Genomic DNA, 19,188 nt, shown 5'->3' on the forward strand with positions numbered 1-19,188 from the left:
ATGAAGCGCGTCGATATTTTCGAATTCTTCCGCCGTCTCGCCGAGGCCAATCCCTCGCCCGAGACCGAGCTGGAATTCGGCAATGTCTACCAGCTGCTCGTCGCCGTGGTGCTCTCGGCCCAGTCGACCGACGTCGGCGTCAACAAGGCAACCCGGGCGCTGTTCCGCGAGGTGAAGACCCCGGCCCAGATGGTCGCCCTGGGCGAGGATGGCCTGAAGGCGCACATCAAGACCATCGGCCTGTTCAACACCAAGGCAAAGAACGTCATCGCGCTCTCCGAAATCCTCGTGCGCGATTTCGGGGGCGAGGTGCCGGCAAACCGCGATGCGCTGACCGCGCTGCCCGGCGTGGGCCGCAAGACCGCCAATGTCGTGCTCAACTGCGCTTTCGGGGCGGAAACCTTCGCGGTCGATACCCATATCTTCCGCGTCGGCAACCGCACCGGGCTGGCCAGGGGCAAGACCCCGCTGGCGGTGGAGAAGCAGCTGGAGAAGAAGGTGCCCCAGCCCTTCCGGGTGGGCGCGCACCACTGGCTGATCCTCCACGGCCGCTACATCTGCAAGGCGCGCTCCCCCGAATGCTGGCGCTGCCCGGTGGTTGACCTGTGCGGTTTCAAGGCCAAGGTGCCGGAACCGGCCGCCCGGCGGGAACGCGGCGCGGCCCGGCCCGTTCGAGCCACGCAAGCCCAGCACTGAGCCTTCAGGAGTTTGCCATGCGCCTGCCCGCGATCCGCGCCGCCCTTCCCGCCCTCGCGCTGTGCGCGGCGCTTGGCGGCTGCTATGCCTATGAACGCGGCCCGCACCGCCCCCCGGTTGACCGCATCCCCGCCGCCCGGGTGACCGGCCCCGACCAGGCCTGCATCCCGCTGCGCCAGTTCAGCGAAACCCGCGTGCGCGACAGCCGGACGATCGATTTCCTGACCAGTTCGCATCGCGGCTGGCGCAATGTCCTGCCCGATGATTGCCCGGGCCTCGCCAGCGAACGCGCCTTCAGCTTCAACACCTCGCTCAGCCAGTTGTGCAGCACCGATATCATCCGCGTGCTCGAACAGGGCGGCGGCGGCCTGCAACCGGGCGCAGCCTGCGGGCTGGGGCGCTTCACCCCGATCGAACTGGCGCGGTAGGACCGGCTCAGGCCTCCGGATCGAGGTTCAGCCCGTGCCGCCCGTGCTCGGGCGTATCGTGCGGCGCCTCCGGCCCTTCGGCCTCGGGATCGCGCAGCGGCTGGAGCATCCCTTCCCACTTGGTGATGACCGCCGTGGCCACGGCATTGCCGACCACGTTGGTGGCGGTGCGGCCCATGTCGAGGAAGGTATCGACCCCCAGGATCAGCGCGATCCCTTCGATCGGCAGGCCGAACTGGGTGAGCGTGGCGGCGATCACCACCAGGCTGGCGCGCGGCACGGCGGCAATGCCCTTGGAGGTGACCATCAGCGTCAGCAGCATGGCGATCTGCTGGAAGGCGGAAAGGTGGATGCCATAGGCCTGGGCGATGAACAGCGTGGCGAAGCTGGTGTACATCATCGAACCATCAAGGTTGAAGCTGTAGCCCAGCGGCAGGACGAAGCCCGAGATGCGCCGCGGCACGCCGAACCGGTCGAGCTGCTCGAACAGGCGCGGCAGGGCGCTTTCGGAACTGGCGGTGGAGAAGGCGAGGATCACCGGCTCGCGGATATAGCGCGCCAGCGCCACCGCGCGCTTCTTCAGGACCAGCGCGGCCATGCCGAACAGGATCGCCCACAGGATCGCCAGCCCCAGGTAGAACTCGCCCATCAAGGTGGCATAGGTGATGACGATCCCGAACCCGCGCACCGCGATCACCGAGGCCATGGCCCCGAACACCGCGAAGGGGGCGAAGCGCATGACATAGTCGGTCACGCGGAACATGACCTGGGCCAGCGCCTCCAGCCCCGCGACGATGATCGCCCCCTTCTCGCGCAGGGCAGAAAGCGCCACTCCGAAGAACAGCGAGAAGACCAGGATCTGGAGCACGCTGTTCCTGGCCATCGCGTCGAGCGCGCTGGTCGGGAACACTTCGAGCACGAAGTGGCGGAAGGTGAAATCCGCGGTCGCCAACTGGCCGATGTCGCCCCCGGCCTTGAACTGGAGCCCCACCCCCGGCTGGAAGAAATTGACCAGCAAGAGGCCCACCGTGATCGAGATCAGGCTGGCGGTGATGAACCAGGCCAGCGCCCGCCCGCCGATCCGGCCCAGCGCGGCGCTGTCGCCCATGCCGGCGATGCCCGTCACCAGCGTGGCGAAGACCAGCGGGGCGATGATCATCTTGATCAGATGCAGGAACACGTCAGGCAGCAGCTTGAGCGTGTCGGCCACCTGCGCCTGCAGCGGATCGGCGGCCGGGATCCACCGGTTGATGCCGACGCCGACCGCGATGCCCAGCACCAGCCCGATCAGGATTCGCGTGGTCAGCTTGCCCGTCATGCCCGTGCCCCCTGGTGTCAGCAGGCGAGCCTAGCGGGCCAAAGGGGGCAGCGCAAATCGGTGCAAGTGATCGCCCCCTGCAGGCGAGGGCACAGCCCGTCAGGGCTGACGCGGCGCCGTCACCCCGCCAGCGCCGCCTGCGCCACGCGGGCGTAGATGCGGGCCAATGCCTCCAGGTCGTCCACGGCCACGGCCTCGTCGCGCTTGTGCATGGTGGCGTTGCACAGGCCGAATTCGACCACCGGGCAAACCGCCTTGAGGAACCGCGCATCCGAAGTGCCGCCCGTGGTCGACAGCTCCGGCTCCACCCCCGTTTCCGCGCGGATCGCCTCGACCAGCAGGGCCGAGAAATCGCCCGGCGGGGTCAGGAAAGCCTCGCCCGAGACCACGTGGCGCGCCGTCCCGCCGTGGGCATGGGCAATCGCGGCCACGCGCCTGGCCAGGGCATTGCCGGTGTGCAGGTCGTTGAAGCGGATCGAGATGCGGGCGCCGGCCCGGGCCGGGATCACGTTGGTTGCCGGGTTGCCCACCTCGATGTCGGTGATCTCCAGGTTGGAGGGCTGGAACCAGTCCGTCCCACCGTCCAGCTCCAGCGCCTGGAGGTCGGCCATGATCGCCACCAGCCGGGGGATCGGATTGTCGGCAAGGTGCGGATAGGCCACGTGGCCCTCCTTGCCCTCCACCTCGATCCAGATGTTGACCGAGCCGCGCCGGCCGATCTTGACCGTGTCGCCCAGCCGATGGACCGAGGTCGGCTCGCCCACCAGGCACTGGTCGGGCTGTTCGCCGGTTTCGCGCATATGGTCGATCAGGGCGAGCGTGCCGAACCGCGCCGCGCCTTCCTCATCCCCCGTGATGATCAGGCTGAGCGTGCCCGCCTCCGCCGGAATTCGCGCGCAGGCCGAAACCATGGCGGCGATCGCCCCCTTCATGTCCACCGCGCCGCGCCCGTGGAGCAGGTCGCCCCCCGGAGCCTTGCGCCGTTCCGGCAGGAATGGCGCGCTGGTCCAGCCCTCGCCCGGCGGCACCACGTCAAGGTGCCCGGCAAAGGCAAAATGGCGCGAACCTTCCGGGCCGCGCCGCACGGCGAACAGGTTCTCCACCGGCCCGTCCGGCGCCTCGCCATTGATCATGCGGCGAACCTCGAAGCCGAGCGGGGCAAGCTGGCCTTCCAGGCAATCGAACACGAGGCCGGTGGCCGGCGTCACGCTGGGGCAAGCGATCAGCGCCTCGGCGAGATCGGCGACGGGCGGCCTGCCGGGGGCGGAGGCGGGGGTTTGGTGCGCGGTCATTATCACGCTATCGCATATGGGCATCGCGCCAGCGACACAACCCGGCCACACATACGACCAGGGGAGTCCCATGCCCAAGATCGACCTTGCGTCCATCCCGCAGACCAACGCCAGCACCTATCCCGAGCCGTTCGACCGCGAGGTCGCGGGCCGCCGCTATCGCCGGCTGGCCCCGGGGGCGGGCCTCACCCGGTTCGGCGCCAGCCACGTGGTGCTCAAGCCCGGCGCCTGGTCGAGCCAGCGCCACTGGCACAACGGCGAGGACGAATTGCTGGTGATGGTGGCGGGCGAGGCCGTGCTGGTGGAAGACGGGGGCCGCAGCGTGATCCGGCCGGGCGACGTGGTGGCCTGGGCCGCCGGCACGCAGAACGGCCACCACCTGATCAACGAGAGCGGGGCCGATTGCACCTTCGTGGTCGTCAGTGGCGGCGACCGCGCGGCCGGCGGCGGCTATTCCGACATCGACCTCACGTTCACCGCCCAAGGCTATGCCCACCGCGACGGAACCCCCTATCCCGCGCGGCGCCGGCCCTGAAGCTCAGGCGGCCGATGGCCCCTCGTATTGCTCAAGCCGCCACTGCTCGGCCTCGGCCGCGGCGATCCAGGCGCCCATCCAGTCGTGCTCCCACACCGCCTGCATATAGGCCTCGGCAAAGCCGGGCACGCGCACGCCATAGGTCAGGAAGCGGCTGACCACGGGCGCATAGAAGATGTCGGCCGCGCAGAAGGTGCCGAACAGGAACGGCCCGCCATGGCCGAACCGCGCCCGCGCCTCGGCCCACAGGGTGAGGATCCGCACCACGTCGGCGCGCGCCTCTTGCGAAAGCGAATGCTCGGCCACCCGGCGGCGAATGTTCATCGGGCATTCGGCGCGCAGCGCCTGGTAGCCGGCGTGCATTTCGGCCACCATCGAGCGAGCCATGGCCCGGGCATCGTCGGGCTTGGGCCAGAACCGGTCGCGTCCGACCCGGTCGGCCAGGTAGTCGAGAATGGCGAGGCTGTCCCAGACCACGGCATCGCCGTCCCACAGCACCGGCACGCGGCCATGCGAGGGCGCGATCTCGCCCGTCTCGCGCTTGGCCTGGTCCCATTTCTCGCCATAGAGCGGGATGGTCAGCTCCTCGAAGTGCAGACCCGATTGCCTGACCGCCAGCCAGCCGCGCAGCGACCAGCTCGAATAGTTCTTGTTGCCGATGATGAGCTTCACGAAGATCCCCGCCGAGCCAGGCCCAAGGCCTAGGATCAGGCGGGGCTGGCCGCAAGAGGCCTTGTGGGGGAAGCCGTGTGGGCGCGGTCGGCCCGAGCCACCAGCCAGCGACGCAGCGCCGGGGTGCGCCGTTCGCCAAGCGCGGCCAGCACCGCGCAGCAGGCCAGCACGCCCGCCAGGCCCGCGACGGCACCCAAGGTCCCGGCCGGCGCCGCCAGCCCCCACGAACGCAGCAGGCAGAGCAGCGGCTGGTGGAACAGGTAGGTCGTGAACGAAAGGCCCGAAAGCCAGCGCAGCATGGGAGCAAGCCGCCCGGCAAGGCCGGCTGCTGCCGGCAGCCACGGGCGAACCCCGGCCAGCCCCAGCGCCACCGCCGCGCCCACCACCAGGTCGCCCGCCAGGTTCTGCGAATTGACCAGCGGCAGCGGCGAATGGGCCGCCAGCCAGACCAGCACCGGCAGGTCGATCGCGCGGCCCAGCGCGAACAGCGCCACGGCCAGGGCCAGCAAGGCCGCCCCGGCCCGGCGATCGAGCCGGACCCAGGCGGGAAACCACGCCAGCGCCACGCCCGCCAGCCAGACCGGCAGCAGCAGCAGGATCGGCAGCCCGGCGATCACCGCGACAGCGCCGAGCCAGATCAGCCGCCGGGTTCCGCGCAGGAACACCGCCGCGCCGAGCAGCGCATAGTACCAGGCCTCGTAGCTGAGCGACCACCACGGCGCGTTCCACACCGGCAATTGCCCCGTGGCGGTCTCGGTCAGGAACAGCAGCGGATGGACCACCGCCTGCCAGGTCAGCACTTCCACGCCGCGCTGCGGCTCGAACACCGGCACCGGCCCCTTGAGCACGAAGGCCAGCGTGGCGAAGGCCAGGGCGAAGGCGGCCACCGGCACGATCCGGGTGCCCCGGGCCAGGGCATAGTCGGCAAGGCCGGTGCCCGGCCGGGCCGCGCCCGTGCCCACCGCCAGCCCGGACACCACGAAGAACACGACCACCGCATAGTGCGCGCCCATCGGCCCGACGAAGGGTTGGCCCGAATGGAAGCCAAGCGCATGGGAATGGGCGATCATCACCGCCGTGGCGCTGACCACGCGGATGCAATCGACCAGCGCCGACATCGGACCGGAGAGGAACTCGGGCGCGCGCGGCGAGGCTTCGGGCGCAACAGGCACGGCAGTTGTCATGCCGGGCACCCTAGCCGGAAAATGGTTACCATCGGCCAAAGGCTGGCCGGGGTTCCCGTCGGCCAACGATGGCCTGGCCGGGCCTCAGGCTCCGGCGTCTTCCAGCACGGCGGCGCGCAGGTCGTCGATGCCCAGCTTCACTTCCGCCGAAGTGACCAGCACCTGCGGGTGCGCGGCCACGTGCCGCCGCGCATCGGCCTCGGTGCGCGCGATCACCTCGGCCAGTTCGGTGGCCTTGAGCTTGTCCGCCTTGGTCAGGACCACGCGGTAGCCCACCGCCGCCTCGTCGAGCATCTTCATGAATTCGGCGTCGACCGGCTTCACCCCGTGGCGGGCATCGACCAGCAGCAGGGTGCGCTTGAGCACCACCCGCCCGCGCAGGTAGTCGCGGATCAGCCGGCGCCATTTCTCGACCACGGCCGGCGGCGCCTTGGCGAAGCCGTAGCCGGGCATATCGACCAGCCGGAACGCGGTCGGCGTGCCCACCTCGAAGTAGTTCAGCTCCTGCGTGCGCCCCGGGGTAACCGAGGCCCGCGCAATCGCCTTGCGTCCCGTGAGCGCATTGAGCAGCGACGACTTGCCCACGTTCGAGCGCCCGCAGAAGGCGATTTCCGGCACCGAGGGATCGGGCAGGAACTTGAGCTGCGGGGCCGAGAGCAGGAACTCGACCCGACCGGAAAACAGCTTTCCGGCCCGCTCGATCCGTTCCGCGCGAAGGGCTTCGTCCTGGTCGGTCACTTGGCGCGCTTGGCCGCGGCGCCCACGTCCACCCGTTCCTTGTCGACCATGGCCTTCAATTGCGGGTGGCGCGCGTAGAGATACTTCTGCTGGGCGATGGTCAGGATGTTGGAGGTGATCCAGTAGATCAGCAGCCCCGCCGCGAACGGCGCCATCACGAACATCATCATCCACGGCATGATCGCGAAGACCTGCTGCTGCACCGGATCGGGCGCGGCCGGGTTGAGCTTGAACTGCAACCACATCGTGAAGCCCAGCAGCAGCGCCAGCACGCCGATGGCCAGGAAGCCGGGCGGGTTGAACGGCAGCAGGCCGAACAGGTTGAGGATATGCAGCGGATCGGGCGCGGACAGGTCGTGGATCCACAGCGCGAAGGGCTGGTGACGCATTTCCACGGCGAGCGTCAGCACCTTGTAGAGCGCGAAGAACACCGGGATCTGGAGGAAGATCGGCAGGCAGCCGGCCAGCGGGTTGACCCCTTCCTCCTTGTAGAGCTTCATCGTCTCTTCCTGGAGACGCTGCTTGTCGTCCTTGTAGCGCTCCTGCAAGGCCTTCATCTTCGGCTGGATCGCCCGCATCTGTGCCATCGAGGCGAACTGGCGCTGGGCGATCGGGAACATGATGCCCCGCACGATCAGGGTCAGCAGGATGATTGCCACGCCGAAGTTGCCCACGGTCTTGAACAGGCTCTTGAGCAGCCAGAAGATCGGCTTCTCGAACCAGAAGAACCAGCCCCAGTCGATCGCATGGCCGAAGTTGGAGAGGCCCGCCTCCTCGTAGCGATCCAGCACGGCGCTTTCCTTGGCGCCGGCGAACAGCCTGGTGGTGTGGGCCAGCGTCTGGCCCGGGGCCACGTCGGCGGGCTGGTAGTAGAGGTTGGCAAGGTAGATGCCATTGCCGGGGGCGCGGAAATCCGAGCCCTGGGCCGCGCCATCGGGGGCCAGCACGCTCATCCAGTAGATGTCGGTGAAGCCCAGCCAGTCGGGCTTGCCGATGTTCTGGACCGTCCCGGTCTCGGCCACGTCCTTGTAGTTCGGCTTGAACTTCACCGAACCGTCAAAGGCGCCGAAGGGGCCGGAATGGAGCGTCCAGGTGGAAACGCTGGCGGTCTTGTCGGTGCGGTTGACCTGGGCGATCGGCTGGAGGCGGACCGGTGCCGGGCCGGCATTGGTCACGGCCTGGGAAATGGTGATCAGGTAATCGTCGTCGATCGCGTAGGTGATCGCGAAGGTCTGGCCCTGGCCATTGGCCCAGGTGAGCCTGACCGGGGTCTTCGGGGTCAGCCTGGCTCCGGCCGGCGCGGTCCACACGGTCTGCGCGCTGGGCACGGCGACGTTGGCTCCGGTCCAGCCGACCTGGGCGAACTGCTGCGCCGGGGTGCCGGCGGGCGAGAAGATGCGGGCCGGGCCGCTGTTCTTCTCGATCGTGGCGGTGTGGCGGGGGGTGACGAGATCGTCGACCAGCGCCCCGGTGAGGTTGATCGAACCCGACAGGCCCGGCGCGGCGATCGCCACGCGGCCCGCGGGGTTGAGCGCGGTGGCCAGGTCCCGGGCTTCCAGCGCCACGTCGGCCGGATTGGCGAGGCCGCCCTCGCGGGTCGGCTTGTCGGCCCGCGCGGGTTCGGCCACCGGCGCGGCTTGCGTGGCGGCAGGCTTCGGGCGGTTCGCCTCGGGGTACATATAGCGCATTGCGCTGTCCCAGCCGAAGATCAGCAGGATGGTCAGCAATACGGCCAGGATCAGGTTGCGCTGGTTCTGCACGAGGGTTCCCGTTCGACTTTCTATTTCAATGCGGGGGCTGTTCAGGGCACCGGATCGTAGCCGTGCCCGCCCCACGGGTGGCAGCGCAATAGACGCTTCGCCGCCAGCCAGCCACCCTTAATCGCACCGTGCTTTTCAAGCGCCTCGATCGCATATTGCGAGCAGCTTGGCGCATAGCGGCACGACGGCGGCAGGACCCGCGACGGGCCAAGCTGCCAGCCCCGCGCGATCAGGATCAGCAGGCGCTTCATGCCGTCTTGCCCCCGCCAGCCTGCTTGCCACTGCGGTCCTTGCCCTTGCGATCTTTCCTGGGCCTTGCCGGATCGCCCTTGCCCGCCGCCGCCCGGCCGAGCGCAGCCACCAGTTCCTCGCGCAGCTTGGCAAAGTCCCGCTCGATCCCGCCTTCACGGCCAATCAGGACATGGTCGCTGGCCGGCAGGCCATGTTCGGGCAGCAGCTCGCGCAGCAGGGCGCGGAACCGGCGCTTCATCCGGTTGCGGACCACGGCATTGCCGATCTTCTTGGTAACCGTGATGCCGAAACGCATTTGCCCGCCCCCATTGGGACGGGCAAGCAGGACGAAGCCGGGCCGGGCAACGCGCAAGCCGCGATTCGCGGCAAGGAAATCGGCCCGCTTCGTGAGGACCGCGAGCCCAGGGCTCGCGGCAGCGCCCTCAGGCAGAGAGCGACTTGCGGCCGCGGGCGCGACGGGCGCGCAGGATCTTGCGACCGCCAACGGTGGCGGTACGGGCGCGGAAGCCGTGGCGGCGGGCGCGGACAAGATTGCTCGGCTGAAAGGTGCGCTTCATTTCACTGACCTTCGATATTCATGCGTGACGGGCCGCCGCGCGGACGACCGGAAAGAAGAGGCCCGTTAGGCGCGGGCGAGATTCGAGTCAAGGCGCTGCGCGGGCACGGCGCTCAATCCTGGCGCACCCATTGGCCCATCTCGGCGGCGGTCAGCCAGCGGGCCTGGGCATTGGGCACCGAATTGGTCATCGCATAGAAGGCAGCGGCCTCGGCCGGGCTCATCCCCATTTCACGATAATAGGCAATATAGGCGCGGTTTTCCGGGGCGCTGGCGGGATAGTCGGTGGCCTCGCGCCCGTCCTCGTCGGCCCAGGCGTGAACCGCAAACTCGGCGCCGGCCTCGGCCCGGTGACGCACACCGGCCAGGAACAGCTCCACCGCGCCCGAGCGCACCGAGCCGCCATCGGGCACGTGGGTCGCCAGCCCGCGCGCGCGGATCAGCCGGCCCAGCCGCAGGTTGGCGCGATCATCCTCGGTGCCCGGGCACTCCACCAGCTCCAGCGTGGCAATGGCCGGATGGGCGGCCAGCATGGCGAGGAACTGGGCGGGCGAACGCTCGTCGGTCGGCCCGACCAGCGCGGCCCGGCCGGCATCGAGCACACGGAACGGCCCGTAGCGCGCCACCCCGCGCGGCAAGGCGGCCAGGCCCGAAACCGGCGAGGAAGCGACGAAACGGCCCGACCCGGCCGCCGCGCCGCCAGCTTCCTCGACAATCTCCTCCTCCACCACCTCGGTCACGGTGGCCACCTGGGTGGACAGCGGCCCCAACCCGGCCGCCTCGCCATAGGCAAGCTGCTGCGCGCCCGCCGGAGCGGAGATCAGGGCGGCAAGGGCCAGGGCAAGGCAACCGAAGCGGCGCATGAGCCCATCGTGCGGCCCCGCAGCTTGCCGGGTTGCCAAGGCAATCGGTTAAGATTTCCCGACGTGCCGTTAAGGGCGAATACGGATTGGTCCGAAACGGAAACGATTGCACCACCCCCTCTCGACAGGCCGGGAGCGCTGCGCCATCACCATCCTAGGGGTAATTACTTGGGCAAGATGGGGGTAGGCGGATCGTGGTCGCACGGGTGGAAACGGTCGCCTATCTCGGGCTGGAGGCGCGCACGGTCGAAGTGCAGTGCCAGGTCGCGCCGGGCCTGCCGGGGTTTCACCTCGTCGGCCTGCCCGACAAGGCGGTGAACGAAAGCCGCCAGCGGGTCCAGGCCGCGCTCAGCGCGCTCGGCCTGGCGCTCCCGCCCAAGCGGATCACGATCAACCTTTCCCCGGCCGACCTGCCCAAGGAAGGCTCGCACTATGATCTGCCCATCGCTCTCGCTCTGCTGGCCGCCATGGGCGTCACCGATGCCGAACAGCTGGGCGATTGGGTGGCCGTGGGCGAACTGGCGCTGGATGGCCGGATCGTCGCCTCACCGGGCGTCCTGCTCGCCGCGCTCCACGCCAGCGGGGCCGACAAGGGCCTGATCTGCCCCGCCGCGCAAGGGGCCGAGGCGCGCTGGGCCAGCGGCATCCCGATCCTGGCCGCCCACGATCTCATTGCCCTGCTCAATCACCTGAAAGGCGTCCAGGTGCTCCCCCCGCCGCAGCCCGGCGAAGTGGCCGAGCCGCCGCGCGGGCCTGACCTGCGCCAGGTGAAAGGCCAGGAAGTCGCCCGCCGCGCGCTGGAAATCGCGGCGGCCGGCGGGCACAACCTGCTGATGTGCGGCCCGCCCGGCGCCGGCAAGAGCCTGCTGGCCGCCTGCCTGCCCGGCATCCTCCCCCCGCTGGCACCGGCCGAGGCGCTGGAAGTCTCGATGGTCGCCTCGGTGGCGGGCACGCTGGAGGGCGGGCGGATCAGCCGCAGCCGCCCGTTTCGCGCGCCCCACCATTCCGCCTCGATCGCCGCGCTCACCGGCGGCGGGCTCAAGGTCCGCCCGGGCGAGGTGAGCCTGGCCCACCTTGGCGTCCTGTTCCTTGATGAACTGCCCGAATTCCAGCGCCCCGCGCTCGATTCGCTGCGCCAGCCGCTGGAAACCGGCACGGTCACCGTCGCACGGGCCAATGCCCATGTCACCTTCCCGGCGCGGGTCCAACTGGTGGCGGCAATGAACCCGTGCCGCTGCGGCCACCTGGGCGATCCGGCGCTGGGCTGCAGCCGCGCGCCGCGCTGCGCCGGGGACTATCAGGCCAAGGTGTCCGGCCCGCTGCTGGACCGCATCGACCTCCACGTGGACGTTGACCCGGTTCGCGCCGCCGACCTCGCCCTCCCCACGCCCGCTGAAGGCAGCGCGGAAGTCGCCGCCAGAGTGGCACAGGCACGCCAAATCCAGACCGCCCGCCTTGAAGGCACTCGACTTCGGACCAACACCGAACTCGACGGCGACCTGCTGGACCAACACGCCACTCCGGATGAGGCAGGTCGAAAACTGCTGTTGCAAGCGGCCGACGCCATGCGATTGTCGGCCCGAGGCTATGTTCGCATCTTGCGAGTGGCGCGGACCATTGCCGACCTGAGCGGCGCGGAGATCGTTAGCCGCATCCACGTGGCTGAGGCGCTTAGCTACCGCAGACAAGCGCCGAGGGCATAAGCTCAAGGCAGTAAACGGGGTATTCCCTGCGTAGGGAAGGTCACTAAATGTCCTCGCTTCTGCTGCGCTCAGAGAGGCCTTCCAATGCCTGAATTTGTTTGAAATGAAGTCATTGGGGACAGATTTACGATTCCCGCCGCTGTCGAAAGATATCCGAGATTGCTACGTAAGCATGAACAGCCATAGCTACAAACACAGGCAACATCGGCCATAGCCTGTCCTCCGGGGGATCGATGATGAGAAATGTGAAGAACGCCCCCAGCGACACCAAGGCAACGCTCGCCTTTCTCCGTTTAGTGAAAGGCCAGTATTCGTAGTCAAAACTGGTCATTTTGGCGGCAGCCCCATTGACCAAAACCCAGTCATACACAGGTGCGCCGACCAGCGCCGCAATCACAGCTTGTTCCAAGGCCATAAGGGGCAAGTTGGCAGGATAGAGGCCAGTCCGCAATGTCGAAATATCCAATTCCGGCTCTCTGACCAGGCCAGAACTGCCGCTTTTCTGGCCGCTCAGCGCGCAGCCGACCAGTTTTTATGCCTACGTGCGTTGCCACTTGCGTCCAGCTGATCGCGGCGATGAACCCGTGCCGCTGCGGGCACCTGGGCGATCCGGCGCTGGGCTGCTCGCGCGCGCCCAGATGCGCCGCCGACTATCAGAGCAAGGTCTCCGGCCCCCTGCTTGACCGCATCGATCTCCACGTCGATGTCGATCCGGTCCGCGCCGCCGATCTCGCCCTGCCCCCGCCCGCCGAAGGCTCGGCCGAGGTGGCGGCCCGGGTCGCGGCGGCCCGCGCCGTGCAGACCGCGCGGCTCGAAGGCACCGGCGCGCGCTGCAATGCCCAGCTCGATGGCGAGCCGCTCGAACGCTTTGCCACGCCCGACGAGGCGGGGCGCAAGCTGCTGCTCCAGGCCGCCGAAGCCATGCGGCTCTCCGCGCGCGGCTACACCCGCATCCTGCGCGTCGCGCGCACCATCGCCGACATGGCCGGCGCCGAACAAGTCGGCCGCATCCACGTGGCCGAAGCCCTGAGCTACCGACGGATGCCCGCGCGCAGCTGAACCATCACGGCTGGGCCGCACGCCGCACGGTCAGCACCTTGACCGGCGGCTCCAGCATCTGCCCCTTGAGCGCCCCTTCCCCGGCGGTGGGCGAAAGCGGCGAATCCCAGATCCGGCGCACCACGTCCATGCCCGAAACCACCCGGCCAAAGGCGGCATAGCCGGCCCGGGCCTCGGCATCGGCGGCCTCGGGATTGGCATCCAGCCCGCCCAGATCGGAGAGCAGGATCGAGAAATCGGCGGTCGCCGTGCCCGGCGCCCAGCGCGCCATCGAAAGGGTTCCGGCCTTGTGGCGGATGCCGGTCTGGCTGGTCGGCTCGTGGGCGATCGGCTTGAACACCTTGGCCGGATTGCCACGCAGCCCGGTCTGCACCAGGCCATTGGGCTGGTCGCCCCAGGCCAGCCGCATCGCGCGATAGAAGGTCATCCCGTCGAACCTGCGGCCATCCACATAGCGCATGAAGTTCTCCACCGTGACCGGCGCATGGCCATGATCGAGCGCCAGCTCGATCGGGCCAAGCTCGGTCACCATGATCACCCGCACCGTATCGCCCAGCGGCGCGGGCGGCGGCGGCGGCGGGACCGGGCGGGCGGGCGTGGCCTTGCGCGGCGCGGCGGCGGCGGGCGCCCCCAGCACGGCAGCGGCGATCAGGGCGACAAGGGCGAATCGGCGGTTCATGGCCGCAGGATGCCGGGCGATGCCGCCGGCGCAAAGCCTAACCGATCAGCCCCCGCGCCCTGAGGTCCGCCTCCAGCCCCGCCGCATCGGTGAAATGGTGCCCCTGCCAGCCGCAGGCCCGCGCGGCCTCGATATTGGCGGCATTGTCATCGATGAACAGCATGGCCTCCGCCGCATGGCCGAAGCGCGCGCGGGCAATCTCGTAGATGCGCTGATCGGGCTTGGTCACCTTCTCCACGCCCGAAACCACCACGTCGCGGAAGCGGCCAATCACCGGCCAGTGCGGGCGGAAGCCGGCCCAGAACTCGGCCCCGAAATTGGTGATCGCATAGAGCGGCACCCCGCGCGCGTGCAGCGCCTCGACCAGGTCGGCGGTGCCCGGCACCGGCCCAGGGATGGTTTCGTTGAAACGGGTCGCCCAGGCGGCGATCAGCTCGGCATGATCGGGAAACTCGGCGCTGCGCTCGGCCACCATTTCGGTGGGCGAACGGCCGGCATCGTGCTGGAAGTGCCAGGCCTCGCTGACCACGTTCTCCAGGAACCAGGCGCATTCGGCGGGATCGGGGATCAGCGGCCGGTACAGCGCGCCCAGGTCCCATTCGACCAACACCCGGCCGACATCGAAGACCACCGCCTCGATCCGTCCCGCCATCGCACCTGCTCCGCCCGGCGGCCCGGCAGGCCGCGCCCCAAACGACCGCGGCCCGCGCTCCGGCAAGGGAGGCGGGCCGCCGATCATGCCGGCCAGGCCATCATGGCCCGGCCGCAACCCGGGCCTTCAGCCCTGGCGCGCCTTGAAGCGGCGGTTGGTCTTGTTGATCACGTAGGTCCGGCCGCGACGACGGATCACGCGATTGTCCCGGTGACGGTCCTTGAGCGACTTCAGGCTGTTGCGAATCTTCATGGAGTACCTCGTGCGGGACAACCCCGCGGAAAACTGGAAGCCGGGCCGTTAAAGGCAGGCCCGGCCCGAGTCAAGGCGCTGGCTGGCCAAAGCCCGCCGCCCGCCCGTCCGCACGCGAATCTAGGCGCCCCGCAGGTCCCCCAGCCGCCGTTCCCAGGCCAGGGCATGGGCCACGATGGTATCAAGGTCGGCATATTTCGGCTCCCACGGCAGGGTGGCCCTGATCAGGCGGTTGTCGGAAACCAGGCTCGCCGGATCGCCCGCGCGCCGCCCCTCGAACCGCCGCGCGATCGCGCCGCCCGTCACCCGGTCGACCGCATCGAGCACTTCCAGCACCGAGAAGCCCCGGCCATAGCCGCAATTCATCGTCAGCGAGCGCGCCGGCTCGGCGATCAGCGCCTCCAGTGCCAGCAGGTGGGCATTGGCCAGGTCGGCCACGTGGATATAGTCGCGCACCCCGGTGCCGTCGGCCGTGTCGAAATCGGTGCCGAACACGCCGACATGGCCGCGCTTGCCCAGCGCCGCTTCCACCGCCACCTTGATCAGGTGCGTGGCCCCGGCGGTCGATTGGCCCGAACGCGCCTGCGGATCGGCCCCGGCCACGTTGAAATAGCGCAGCGCGCAATAGTTGAGCGCATGGGCCTTGGCCGTATCGGCCAGCATGAATTCGGTCATCAGCTTCGACATCCCGTAGGGATTGATCGGCCGGCGCGGGCAGTCCTCGGTCACCGGCGATACGTCCGGTTCGCCATAGGTGGCGGCGGTCGAACTGAAGATGAAATGCGGCACGCCCGCCGCCACGGCTGAGGCAATCAGGGCGCGGGTCTTGGCGGTGTTGTTGTGATAATACTTGAGCGGATCCTCCACCGATTCAGGCACCACGATCGATCCGGCGAAATGCATGATCGCCCCGGTGCCCGCGCCCATGCCCTGCTCGGCGAAGATTCGCGCCACCAGCGCCTCGTCGGCGATATCGCCCTCGTAGAACGGCACGTCCCCGGGCACCGCGAAGCGGAAGCCGGTGGTCAGGTTGTCGATCACCGCCACCGGCCAGCCGGCATCCTTGAGCGCCAGCACGGCATGGCTGCCGATATAGCCGGCGCCGCCGGTGACCAGAACGGGAATGGGGGCAGGCTGGGACATCGTTCGCGAATCGCTCCTTGGCAACAGGCGTTAAGCGCTAGCACAGAGCTGGCGCCAAGCCGTTAAAACGGTTGCAGCGGGCGCGCCGCCGGCGATCGGCCCTGCGATCGGCCCTGGAATCGGAAAGACCGGCGGAGCACGCCGTCCTTGCAAATGCCCCCCGGGCGGCACAGGTTGGCCCCATGGTTCCCGCCTCCCTCCGGCGCCTGCTCGCGCTTGCGCTCCTGCTCCCGCTGGCCGGCTGCGTCGCGCCCACCGGGCCAATCGAGGTCACCCGCTTCCACGTGGCCGATGTGGCGCCGCTGGGCCACGGCCCGATCGCGGTGGTGCCGGCACCGGGGATGGACCCGGCCTCGGCCGACCTGCAAACCTTCGCAGCCGCCGTCACCCGTGAACTCCAGCGCGCCGGCTATGCCACGCCCCCGGGGCAGGCAGGCGCCCAGATCGCCGCCCAGGTCGCCGCCCAGGTCGCCGAGGTGCGGCTCGAACGGCGCACCTGGCAGCCCGAACGCGCCCGCTCGCCGGTCAGCGTCGGGCTGGGCGGTTCGGCCGGAACCCATGGCTCGGGCCTGGGCATGGGCGTGGGGATCGACCTGTCCGGCCCGCCGCCCCGGATGACCGAAACCCTGCTGGGGCTGGTGATCCGCGATTCGGCCAGCCGCGCGATCCTGTGGGAAGGGCGCGCCCTGTTCACGGTCCGCGCCGATTCGCCGCTGGCCACCAGTCCGCTCGGCGCGGCCCAGCTGGCCTCAGCGCTGCTCGGCGGATTTCCCGGGCGCTCGGGCGAGACCGTGCTGGTCCGCCCGGCGCCCTGACCGCAACGCTCGCACCATGCCCGATATCCCAATCCCCGATATCCAGATCCACGCGGCCTTCGATTCCGGCAATATCGCAGTGCTCGCCCTGTCCGGCACCGAGGCCCGCCTCGCCATCCGCAAGGACCAGGGCGCCGATTTCTTCCAGTGGTTCCACTTCCGCGTGGCGGGCTGCGCCGGGCGCGAACTGGTCCTTCGCCTCACCGGCCTTGCCGCCAGCGCCTATCCGCTGGGCTGGCCCGGCTATCACGCCGCCGTCTCGGAAGACCGCGCCGAATGGACCCGCGCGGCAACGACGTGGGACCGCGAGGCCGATGGCGGCACTCTCACCATCCGTCACCGCCCCAGTGGCGATCTCGCCTGGTTCGCCTATTTCGCCCCCTATTCGCTCGAACGGCACGAGGATCTCGTCGCCCGCGCCGCCCGCGCGCCGGGGGTCACCCACCGCTGCCTTGGCACCAGCCTCGATGGCCGGCCGATCGATTGCCTCGATCTGGGCGAGGGCGATGTCCAAGTCTGGCTCTATGCCCGCCAGCATCCTGGCGAAACCATGGCCGAATGGTGGATGGAAGGCGCGATCGACCTGCTCACCGATCCCGGCAATGCCTGGGGCCGCACCTTGCGCGAACTCTGCCGCTTCCACCTGGTGCCCAATTGCAACCCCGATGGCTCCTTCCGCGGCCACCTGCGGACCAATGCGGCCGGCGTGAACCTCAACCGCGAATGGCACGCCCCCAGCCCCGAACGCTCCCCCGAAGTCCTCGCCATCCGCGATGCGATGGATGAAACCGGCGTCCACTTCGCGATCGACGTCCACGGCGACGAGGCGATTCCCGCCGTTTTCCTCGCCGGGTTCGAGGGCATCCCTTCGTGGACCGAACGGCAGGGCGCCGAATATGCGCGCTACCGCCAGATCCTCCAGCGCCGCACCCCCGATTTCCAGACGCGGCTGGGCTATCCCGTCGCCCGCCCCGGCGCGGCCAATCTCGCGATGAGCACCAACCAGCTGGCCCAGCGCTTCGGCCGCTCGCACGGCTGCGTCTCGATGACCCTCGAAATGCCCTTCAAGGACAACGACGACCTGCCCGATCCGGCGCGCGGCTGGAGCCCGGCCCGCAGCCGCCAGCTCGCCCGCGATTGCCTCGCCGCGCTGGGCGAATGGCTGGAAACCCGCGAAACCTGACCAACGAAACGCCCAGCCCTCCCCCGCGCCGGGGAGAGGGATCCCGCAGCTTGACGGCAAAGCCGTCCAGAATCTGATGCCATTGGATCGAAGCGCCGGGCTCCCCTCCCCATTGGGGAGGGGCTGGGGGTGGGGGTACGGCGCCGGCGTGGAACCCGCATCCCAACCGTTCCCCAACGGGGAAGGGCTTTGCGCTTCAACGCAATGTCATCCTGCTCCAGCGCAGGTTGGGTGGGGGTAACGGCCTCGCCGAAGCCCGCCCCGTCAACTCTCCAGCAGCAGCGAAAAATCCTTCAGCAGGTCCAGGCACCGCCCCTCGCCCAGGATCACCCGGTCGTCGCGCTCCACCCCGGTCTTGCGCTTGAGCATCCGGATCGCGGCATCGCGGTTCGGCCCGGTCAGGCCGGGGGCGGAAATGACCAGCTCGGGATTGTGCGAAAGGCTGCCGTCCACCATCAGGTCGAGCGCGGCGGGCGCGAAATCGAAGCCCAGGAACACGATCCGCTGCGAGGCCGCCACGGCGGCGCGCAGCGCGCCCAGCGCGGCGCGGTCCTTCATCGCCTGGCCGGCGGTGCGGATATGGGCCGACAGCGCGGCGATGTTCCAGGCCGTCTCGTTGCCCCAGTCCACGTCCGGCCCCTCGCCGGTCTGCCACGGCAGGCGGCCCACCGAACCCAGCGGATGGAACACCTTGAGCTTGCCCGCCACCAGCCGCTGCGCCTCCTGCACGGTCATCCCGTAGGCGGTGGAGAGCACATAGGGCAGGACGTGCTCGGCCGAACGGTCATAGGTGAAGGACACGATGGCCAGGTCCGCCAGCCCCTTCTCCAGCTGCGAGCGCGGCAGCCCGGCCGAGATCAGCCGCCCCAGTTCCAGCAGCCAGTAATCGCCGGTCTGCAACGGCACCCCCCCGGGCACCTGCGGCACGGCGCGCACGGAAGACCGCTGCTCCGATTGCAGCGTGAACACCGCCAGCGCCAGCTTGCCGAAAGCCTCGACCAGCGGATCGTCGTCGTTCTGGTCAACCACGCCCTCGATCGTGCGGCCCACCTTGGCCGCCTGGTGAATGCGCTGGGCGGCGCGATAAAGATGTTCCTCGGTCCGCCCCGTCCGCTCGGCCAGCTTGCCCACGTGACGCAGGATCGCGGCGGTATCGCGGGTCATCTGGTTGGCCGAGGCGCGCGAAAAATCGAGCGCCGCCGCAATCCGCTCCAGCGTCTCCCCCGGCCCCGGAAAATGCAACTCCGCCGCGGCGCCAGGCCCAAGCACAAAGGTGGTCTTGCTGCGGATCATCAGGCGGGCACAAGGCTTTCCGGCGGGCCGCCATCCCCCATGGCAGCGGCCCAGGCAAACACCCCTAGTGGAAAGTCCTTAACCAAGATTTGCAGGCAGAGGATTTCCGGCCCCA

The 19,188-nt window shown here is 69.2% G+C and carries 22 protein-coding genes and 1 pseudogene; 7 read left to right on the top strand and 16 right to left on the bottom strand.

The window, feature by feature from the left end; all coding sequences use genetic code 11:
• Both nth and ACFOD9_RS03080 read left to right on the top strand, forming a co-directional pair.
• Positions 1–696 (top strand): endonuclease III, encoded by a 696-nt coding sequence (gene nth / locus ACFOD9_RS03075; RefSeq protein WP_379508616.1) that lies wholly within the window; start codon positions 1–3, stop codon positions 694–696.
• Positions 697–713: 17 nt separating this feature from the next.
• Positions 714–1,124: a hypothetical protein gene (locus ACFOD9_RS03080; protein ID WP_379508617.1), complete on the top strand. Its 411-nt coding sequence runs from the start codon at positions 714–716 to the stop codon at positions 1,122–1,124.
• A gap of 7 nt (positions 1,125–1,131) precedes the next feature.
• Here ACFOD9_RS03080 and ACFOD9_RS03085 read toward each other — a convergent pair whose 3' ends face one another.
• Both ACFOD9_RS03085 and dapE read right to left on the bottom strand, forming a co-directional pair.
• Entirely contained in the window at positions 1,132–2,442 is a 1,311-nt protein-coding gene (locus ACFOD9_RS03085; RefSeq protein WP_379508618.1) for a dicarboxylate/amino acid:cation symporter, read from the bottom strand.
• Between the two features lie 119 nt (positions 2,443–2,561).
• Complete coding sequence (gene dapE / locus ACFOD9_RS03090; RefSeq protein WP_379508619.1) at positions 2,562–3,734, bottom strand: succinyl-diaminopimelate desuccinylase; 1,173 nt, start codon at positions 3,732–3,734, stop codon at positions 2,562–2,564.
• 70 nt (positions 3,735–3,804) lie between these two features.
• Here dapE and ACFOD9_RS03095 point away from each other — a divergent pair, with 70 nt between their 5' ends.
• On the top strand, positions 3,805–4,269 hold the full coding sequence (locus ACFOD9_RS03095) for a cupin domain-containing protein (protein WP_379508620.1): 465 nt from the start codon (positions 3,805–3,807) through the stop codon (positions 4,267–4,269).
• A gap of 3 nt (positions 4,270–4,272) precedes the next feature.
• Here ACFOD9_RS03095 and ACFOD9_RS03100 read toward each other — a convergent pair whose 3' ends face one another.
• The 8 genes from ACFOD9_RS03100 to ACFOD9_RS03135 all read right to left on the bottom strand — a co-directional run bounded on the left by ACFOD9_RS03100 (position 4,273) and on the right by ACFOD9_RS03135 (position 10,294).
• On the bottom strand, positions 4,273–4,941 hold the full coding sequence (locus tag ACFOD9_RS03100) for a glutathione S-transferase family protein (RefSeq protein ID WP_379508621.1): 669 nt from the start codon (positions 4,939–4,941) through the stop codon (positions 4,273–4,275).
• Positions 4,942–4,976: 35 nt separating this feature from the next.
• Entirely contained in the window at positions 4,977–6,125 is a 1,149-nt protein-coding gene (locus tag ACFOD9_RS03105; RefSeq protein ID WP_379508622.1) for an acyltransferase family protein, read from the bottom strand.
• A gap of 84 nt (positions 6,126–6,209) precedes the next feature.
• Positions 6,210–6,863 (bottom strand): ribosome biogenesis GTP-binding protein YihA/YsxC, encoded by a 654-nt coding sequence (gene yihA / locus ACFOD9_RS03110; protein ID WP_379508623.1) that lies wholly within the window; start codon positions 6,861–6,863, stop codon positions 6,210–6,212.
• On the bottom strand, positions 6,860–8,623 hold the full coding sequence (gene yidC, locus ACFOD9_RS03115) for a membrane protein insertase YidC (RefSeq protein WP_379508624.1): 1,764 nt from the start codon (positions 8,621–8,623) through the stop codon (positions 6,860–6,862). Before yidC ends, yihA begins: the two co-directional genes overlap by 4 nt.
• 41 nt (positions 8,624–8,664) lie before the next feature.
• Positions 8,665–8,874 carry a membrane protein insertion efficiency factor YidD gene (yidD, locus tag ACFOD9_RS03120; protein ID WP_225008305.1) on the bottom strand — a complete coding sequence of 70 codons (210 nt, stop codon included), beginning with the start codon at positions 8,872–8,874 and terminating at the stop codon, positions 8,665–8,667.
• The gene (gene rnpA, locus ACFOD9_RS03125) at positions 8,871–9,305 is read right to left on the bottom strand and encodes a ribonuclease P protein component (protein ID WP_379508692.1); all 435 of its coding nucleotides are present in this window, start codon (positions 9,303–9,305) and stop codon (positions 8,871–8,873) included. The genes yidD and rnpA overlap by 4 nt, the downstream gene beginning before the upstream one ends.
• Positions 9,298–9,432, bottom strand: coding sequence for a 50S ribosomal protein L34 (gene rpmH / locus ACFOD9_RS03130; RefSeq protein ID WP_379508625.1), 135 nt, complete (start codon positions 9,430–9,432; stop codon positions 9,298–9,300). The genes rnpA and rpmH overlap by 8 nt, the downstream gene beginning before the upstream one ends.
• 112 nt (positions 9,433–9,544) lie before the next feature.
• Positions 9,545–10,294, bottom strand: a complete 750-nt coding sequence (locus tag ACFOD9_RS03135) for an alpha/beta hydrolase (protein WP_379508626.1) — start codon at positions 10,292–10,294, stop codon at positions 9,545–9,547.
• 194 nt (positions 10,295–10,488) lie between these two features.
• Between ACFOD9_RS03135 and ACFOD9_RS03140 the strand changes: the two genes are divergently transcribed.
• Positions 10,489–11,997, top strand: coding sequence for a YifB family Mg chelatase-like AAA ATPase (locus ACFOD9_RS03140; RefSeq protein WP_379508627.1), 1,509 nt, complete (start codon positions 10,489–10,491; stop codon positions 11,995–11,997).
• Between the two features lie 124 nt (positions 11,998–12,121).
• On the opposite strand, the gene ACFOD9_RS03145 is transcribed toward ACFOD9_RS03140, so the two are convergent.
• Complete coding sequence (locus ACFOD9_RS03145; RefSeq protein WP_379508628.1) at positions 12,122–12,412, bottom strand: hypothetical protein; 291 nt, start codon at positions 12,410–12,412, stop codon at positions 12,122–12,124.
• 143 nt (positions 12,413–12,555) lie between these two features.
• Between ACFOD9_RS03145 and ACFOD9_RS03150 the strand changes: the two are divergent.
• Positions 12,556–13,056: pseudogene (locus ACFOD9_RS03150) on the top strand (magnesium chelatase subunit ChlI family protein); the annotation flags it as partial.
• A 4-nt stretch (positions 13,057–13,060) separates the two neighbouring features.
• Here the strand turns inward: ACFOD9_RS03150 and ACFOD9_RS03155 are convergent.
• From ACFOD9_RS03155 to galE, 4 genes are all read right to left on the bottom strand, one after another.
• Positions 13,061–13,735 (bottom strand): peptidylprolyl isomerase, encoded by a 675-nt coding sequence (locus ACFOD9_RS03155; protein ID WP_379508629.1) that lies wholly within the window; start codon positions 13,733–13,735, stop codon positions 13,061–13,063.
• Between the two features lie 37 nt (positions 13,736–13,772).
• Positions 13,773–14,387 (bottom strand): HAD family hydrolase, encoded by a 615-nt coding sequence (locus ACFOD9_RS03160; protein WP_379508630.1) that lies wholly within the window; start codon positions 14,385–14,387, stop codon positions 13,773–13,775.
• Between the two features lie 126 nt (positions 14,388–14,513).
• A complete protein-coding gene (ykgO, locus tag ACFOD9_RS03165) occupies positions 14,514–14,639 on the bottom strand; it encodes a type B 50S ribosomal protein L36 (protein WP_003046794.1) in 126 nt (41 codons plus the stop codon).
• 120 nt (positions 14,640–14,759) lie between these two features.
• Positions 14,760–15,782 (bottom strand): UDP-glucose 4-epimerase GalE, encoded by a 1,023-nt coding sequence (galE, locus tag ACFOD9_RS03170; protein WP_379508631.1) that lies wholly within the window; start codon positions 15,780–15,782, stop codon positions 14,760–14,762.
• Positions 15,783–15,964: 182 nt separating this feature from the next.
• Here galE and ACFOD9_RS03175 point away from each other — a divergent pair, with 182 nt between their 5' ends.
• Together ACFOD9_RS03175 and ACFOD9_RS03180 are read left to right on the top strand one after the other, a co-directional pair.
• On the top strand, positions 15,965–16,597 hold the full coding sequence (locus tag ACFOD9_RS03175) for a DUF4136 domain-containing protein (RefSeq protein ID WP_379508632.1): 633 nt from the start codon (positions 15,965–15,967) through the stop codon (positions 16,595–16,597).
• Between the two features lie 16 nt (positions 16,598–16,613).
• On the top strand, positions 16,614–17,780 hold the full coding sequence (locus tag ACFOD9_RS03180) for a M14 family metallopeptidase (protein ID WP_379508633.1): 1,167 nt from the start codon (positions 16,614–16,616) through the stop codon (positions 17,778–17,780).
• A gap of 264 nt (positions 17,781–18,044) precedes the next feature.
• On the opposite strand, the gene ACFOD9_RS03185 is transcribed toward ACFOD9_RS03180, so the two are convergent.
• The gene (locus tag ACFOD9_RS03185) at positions 18,045–19,073 is read right to left on the bottom strand and encodes a hypothetical protein (RefSeq protein ID WP_379508634.1); all 1,029 of its coding nucleotides are present in this window, start codon (positions 19,071–19,073) and stop codon (positions 18,045–18,047) included.
• Positions 19,074–19,188: the final 115 nt, after the last annotated feature.

The sequence above is a fragment of the Novosphingobium bradum genome (genome assembly GCF_042646485.1).
Taxonomy (GTDB): domain Bacteria; phylum Pseudomonadota; class Alphaproteobacteria; order Sphingomonadales; family Sphingomonadaceae; genus Novosphingobium; species Novosphingobium bradum.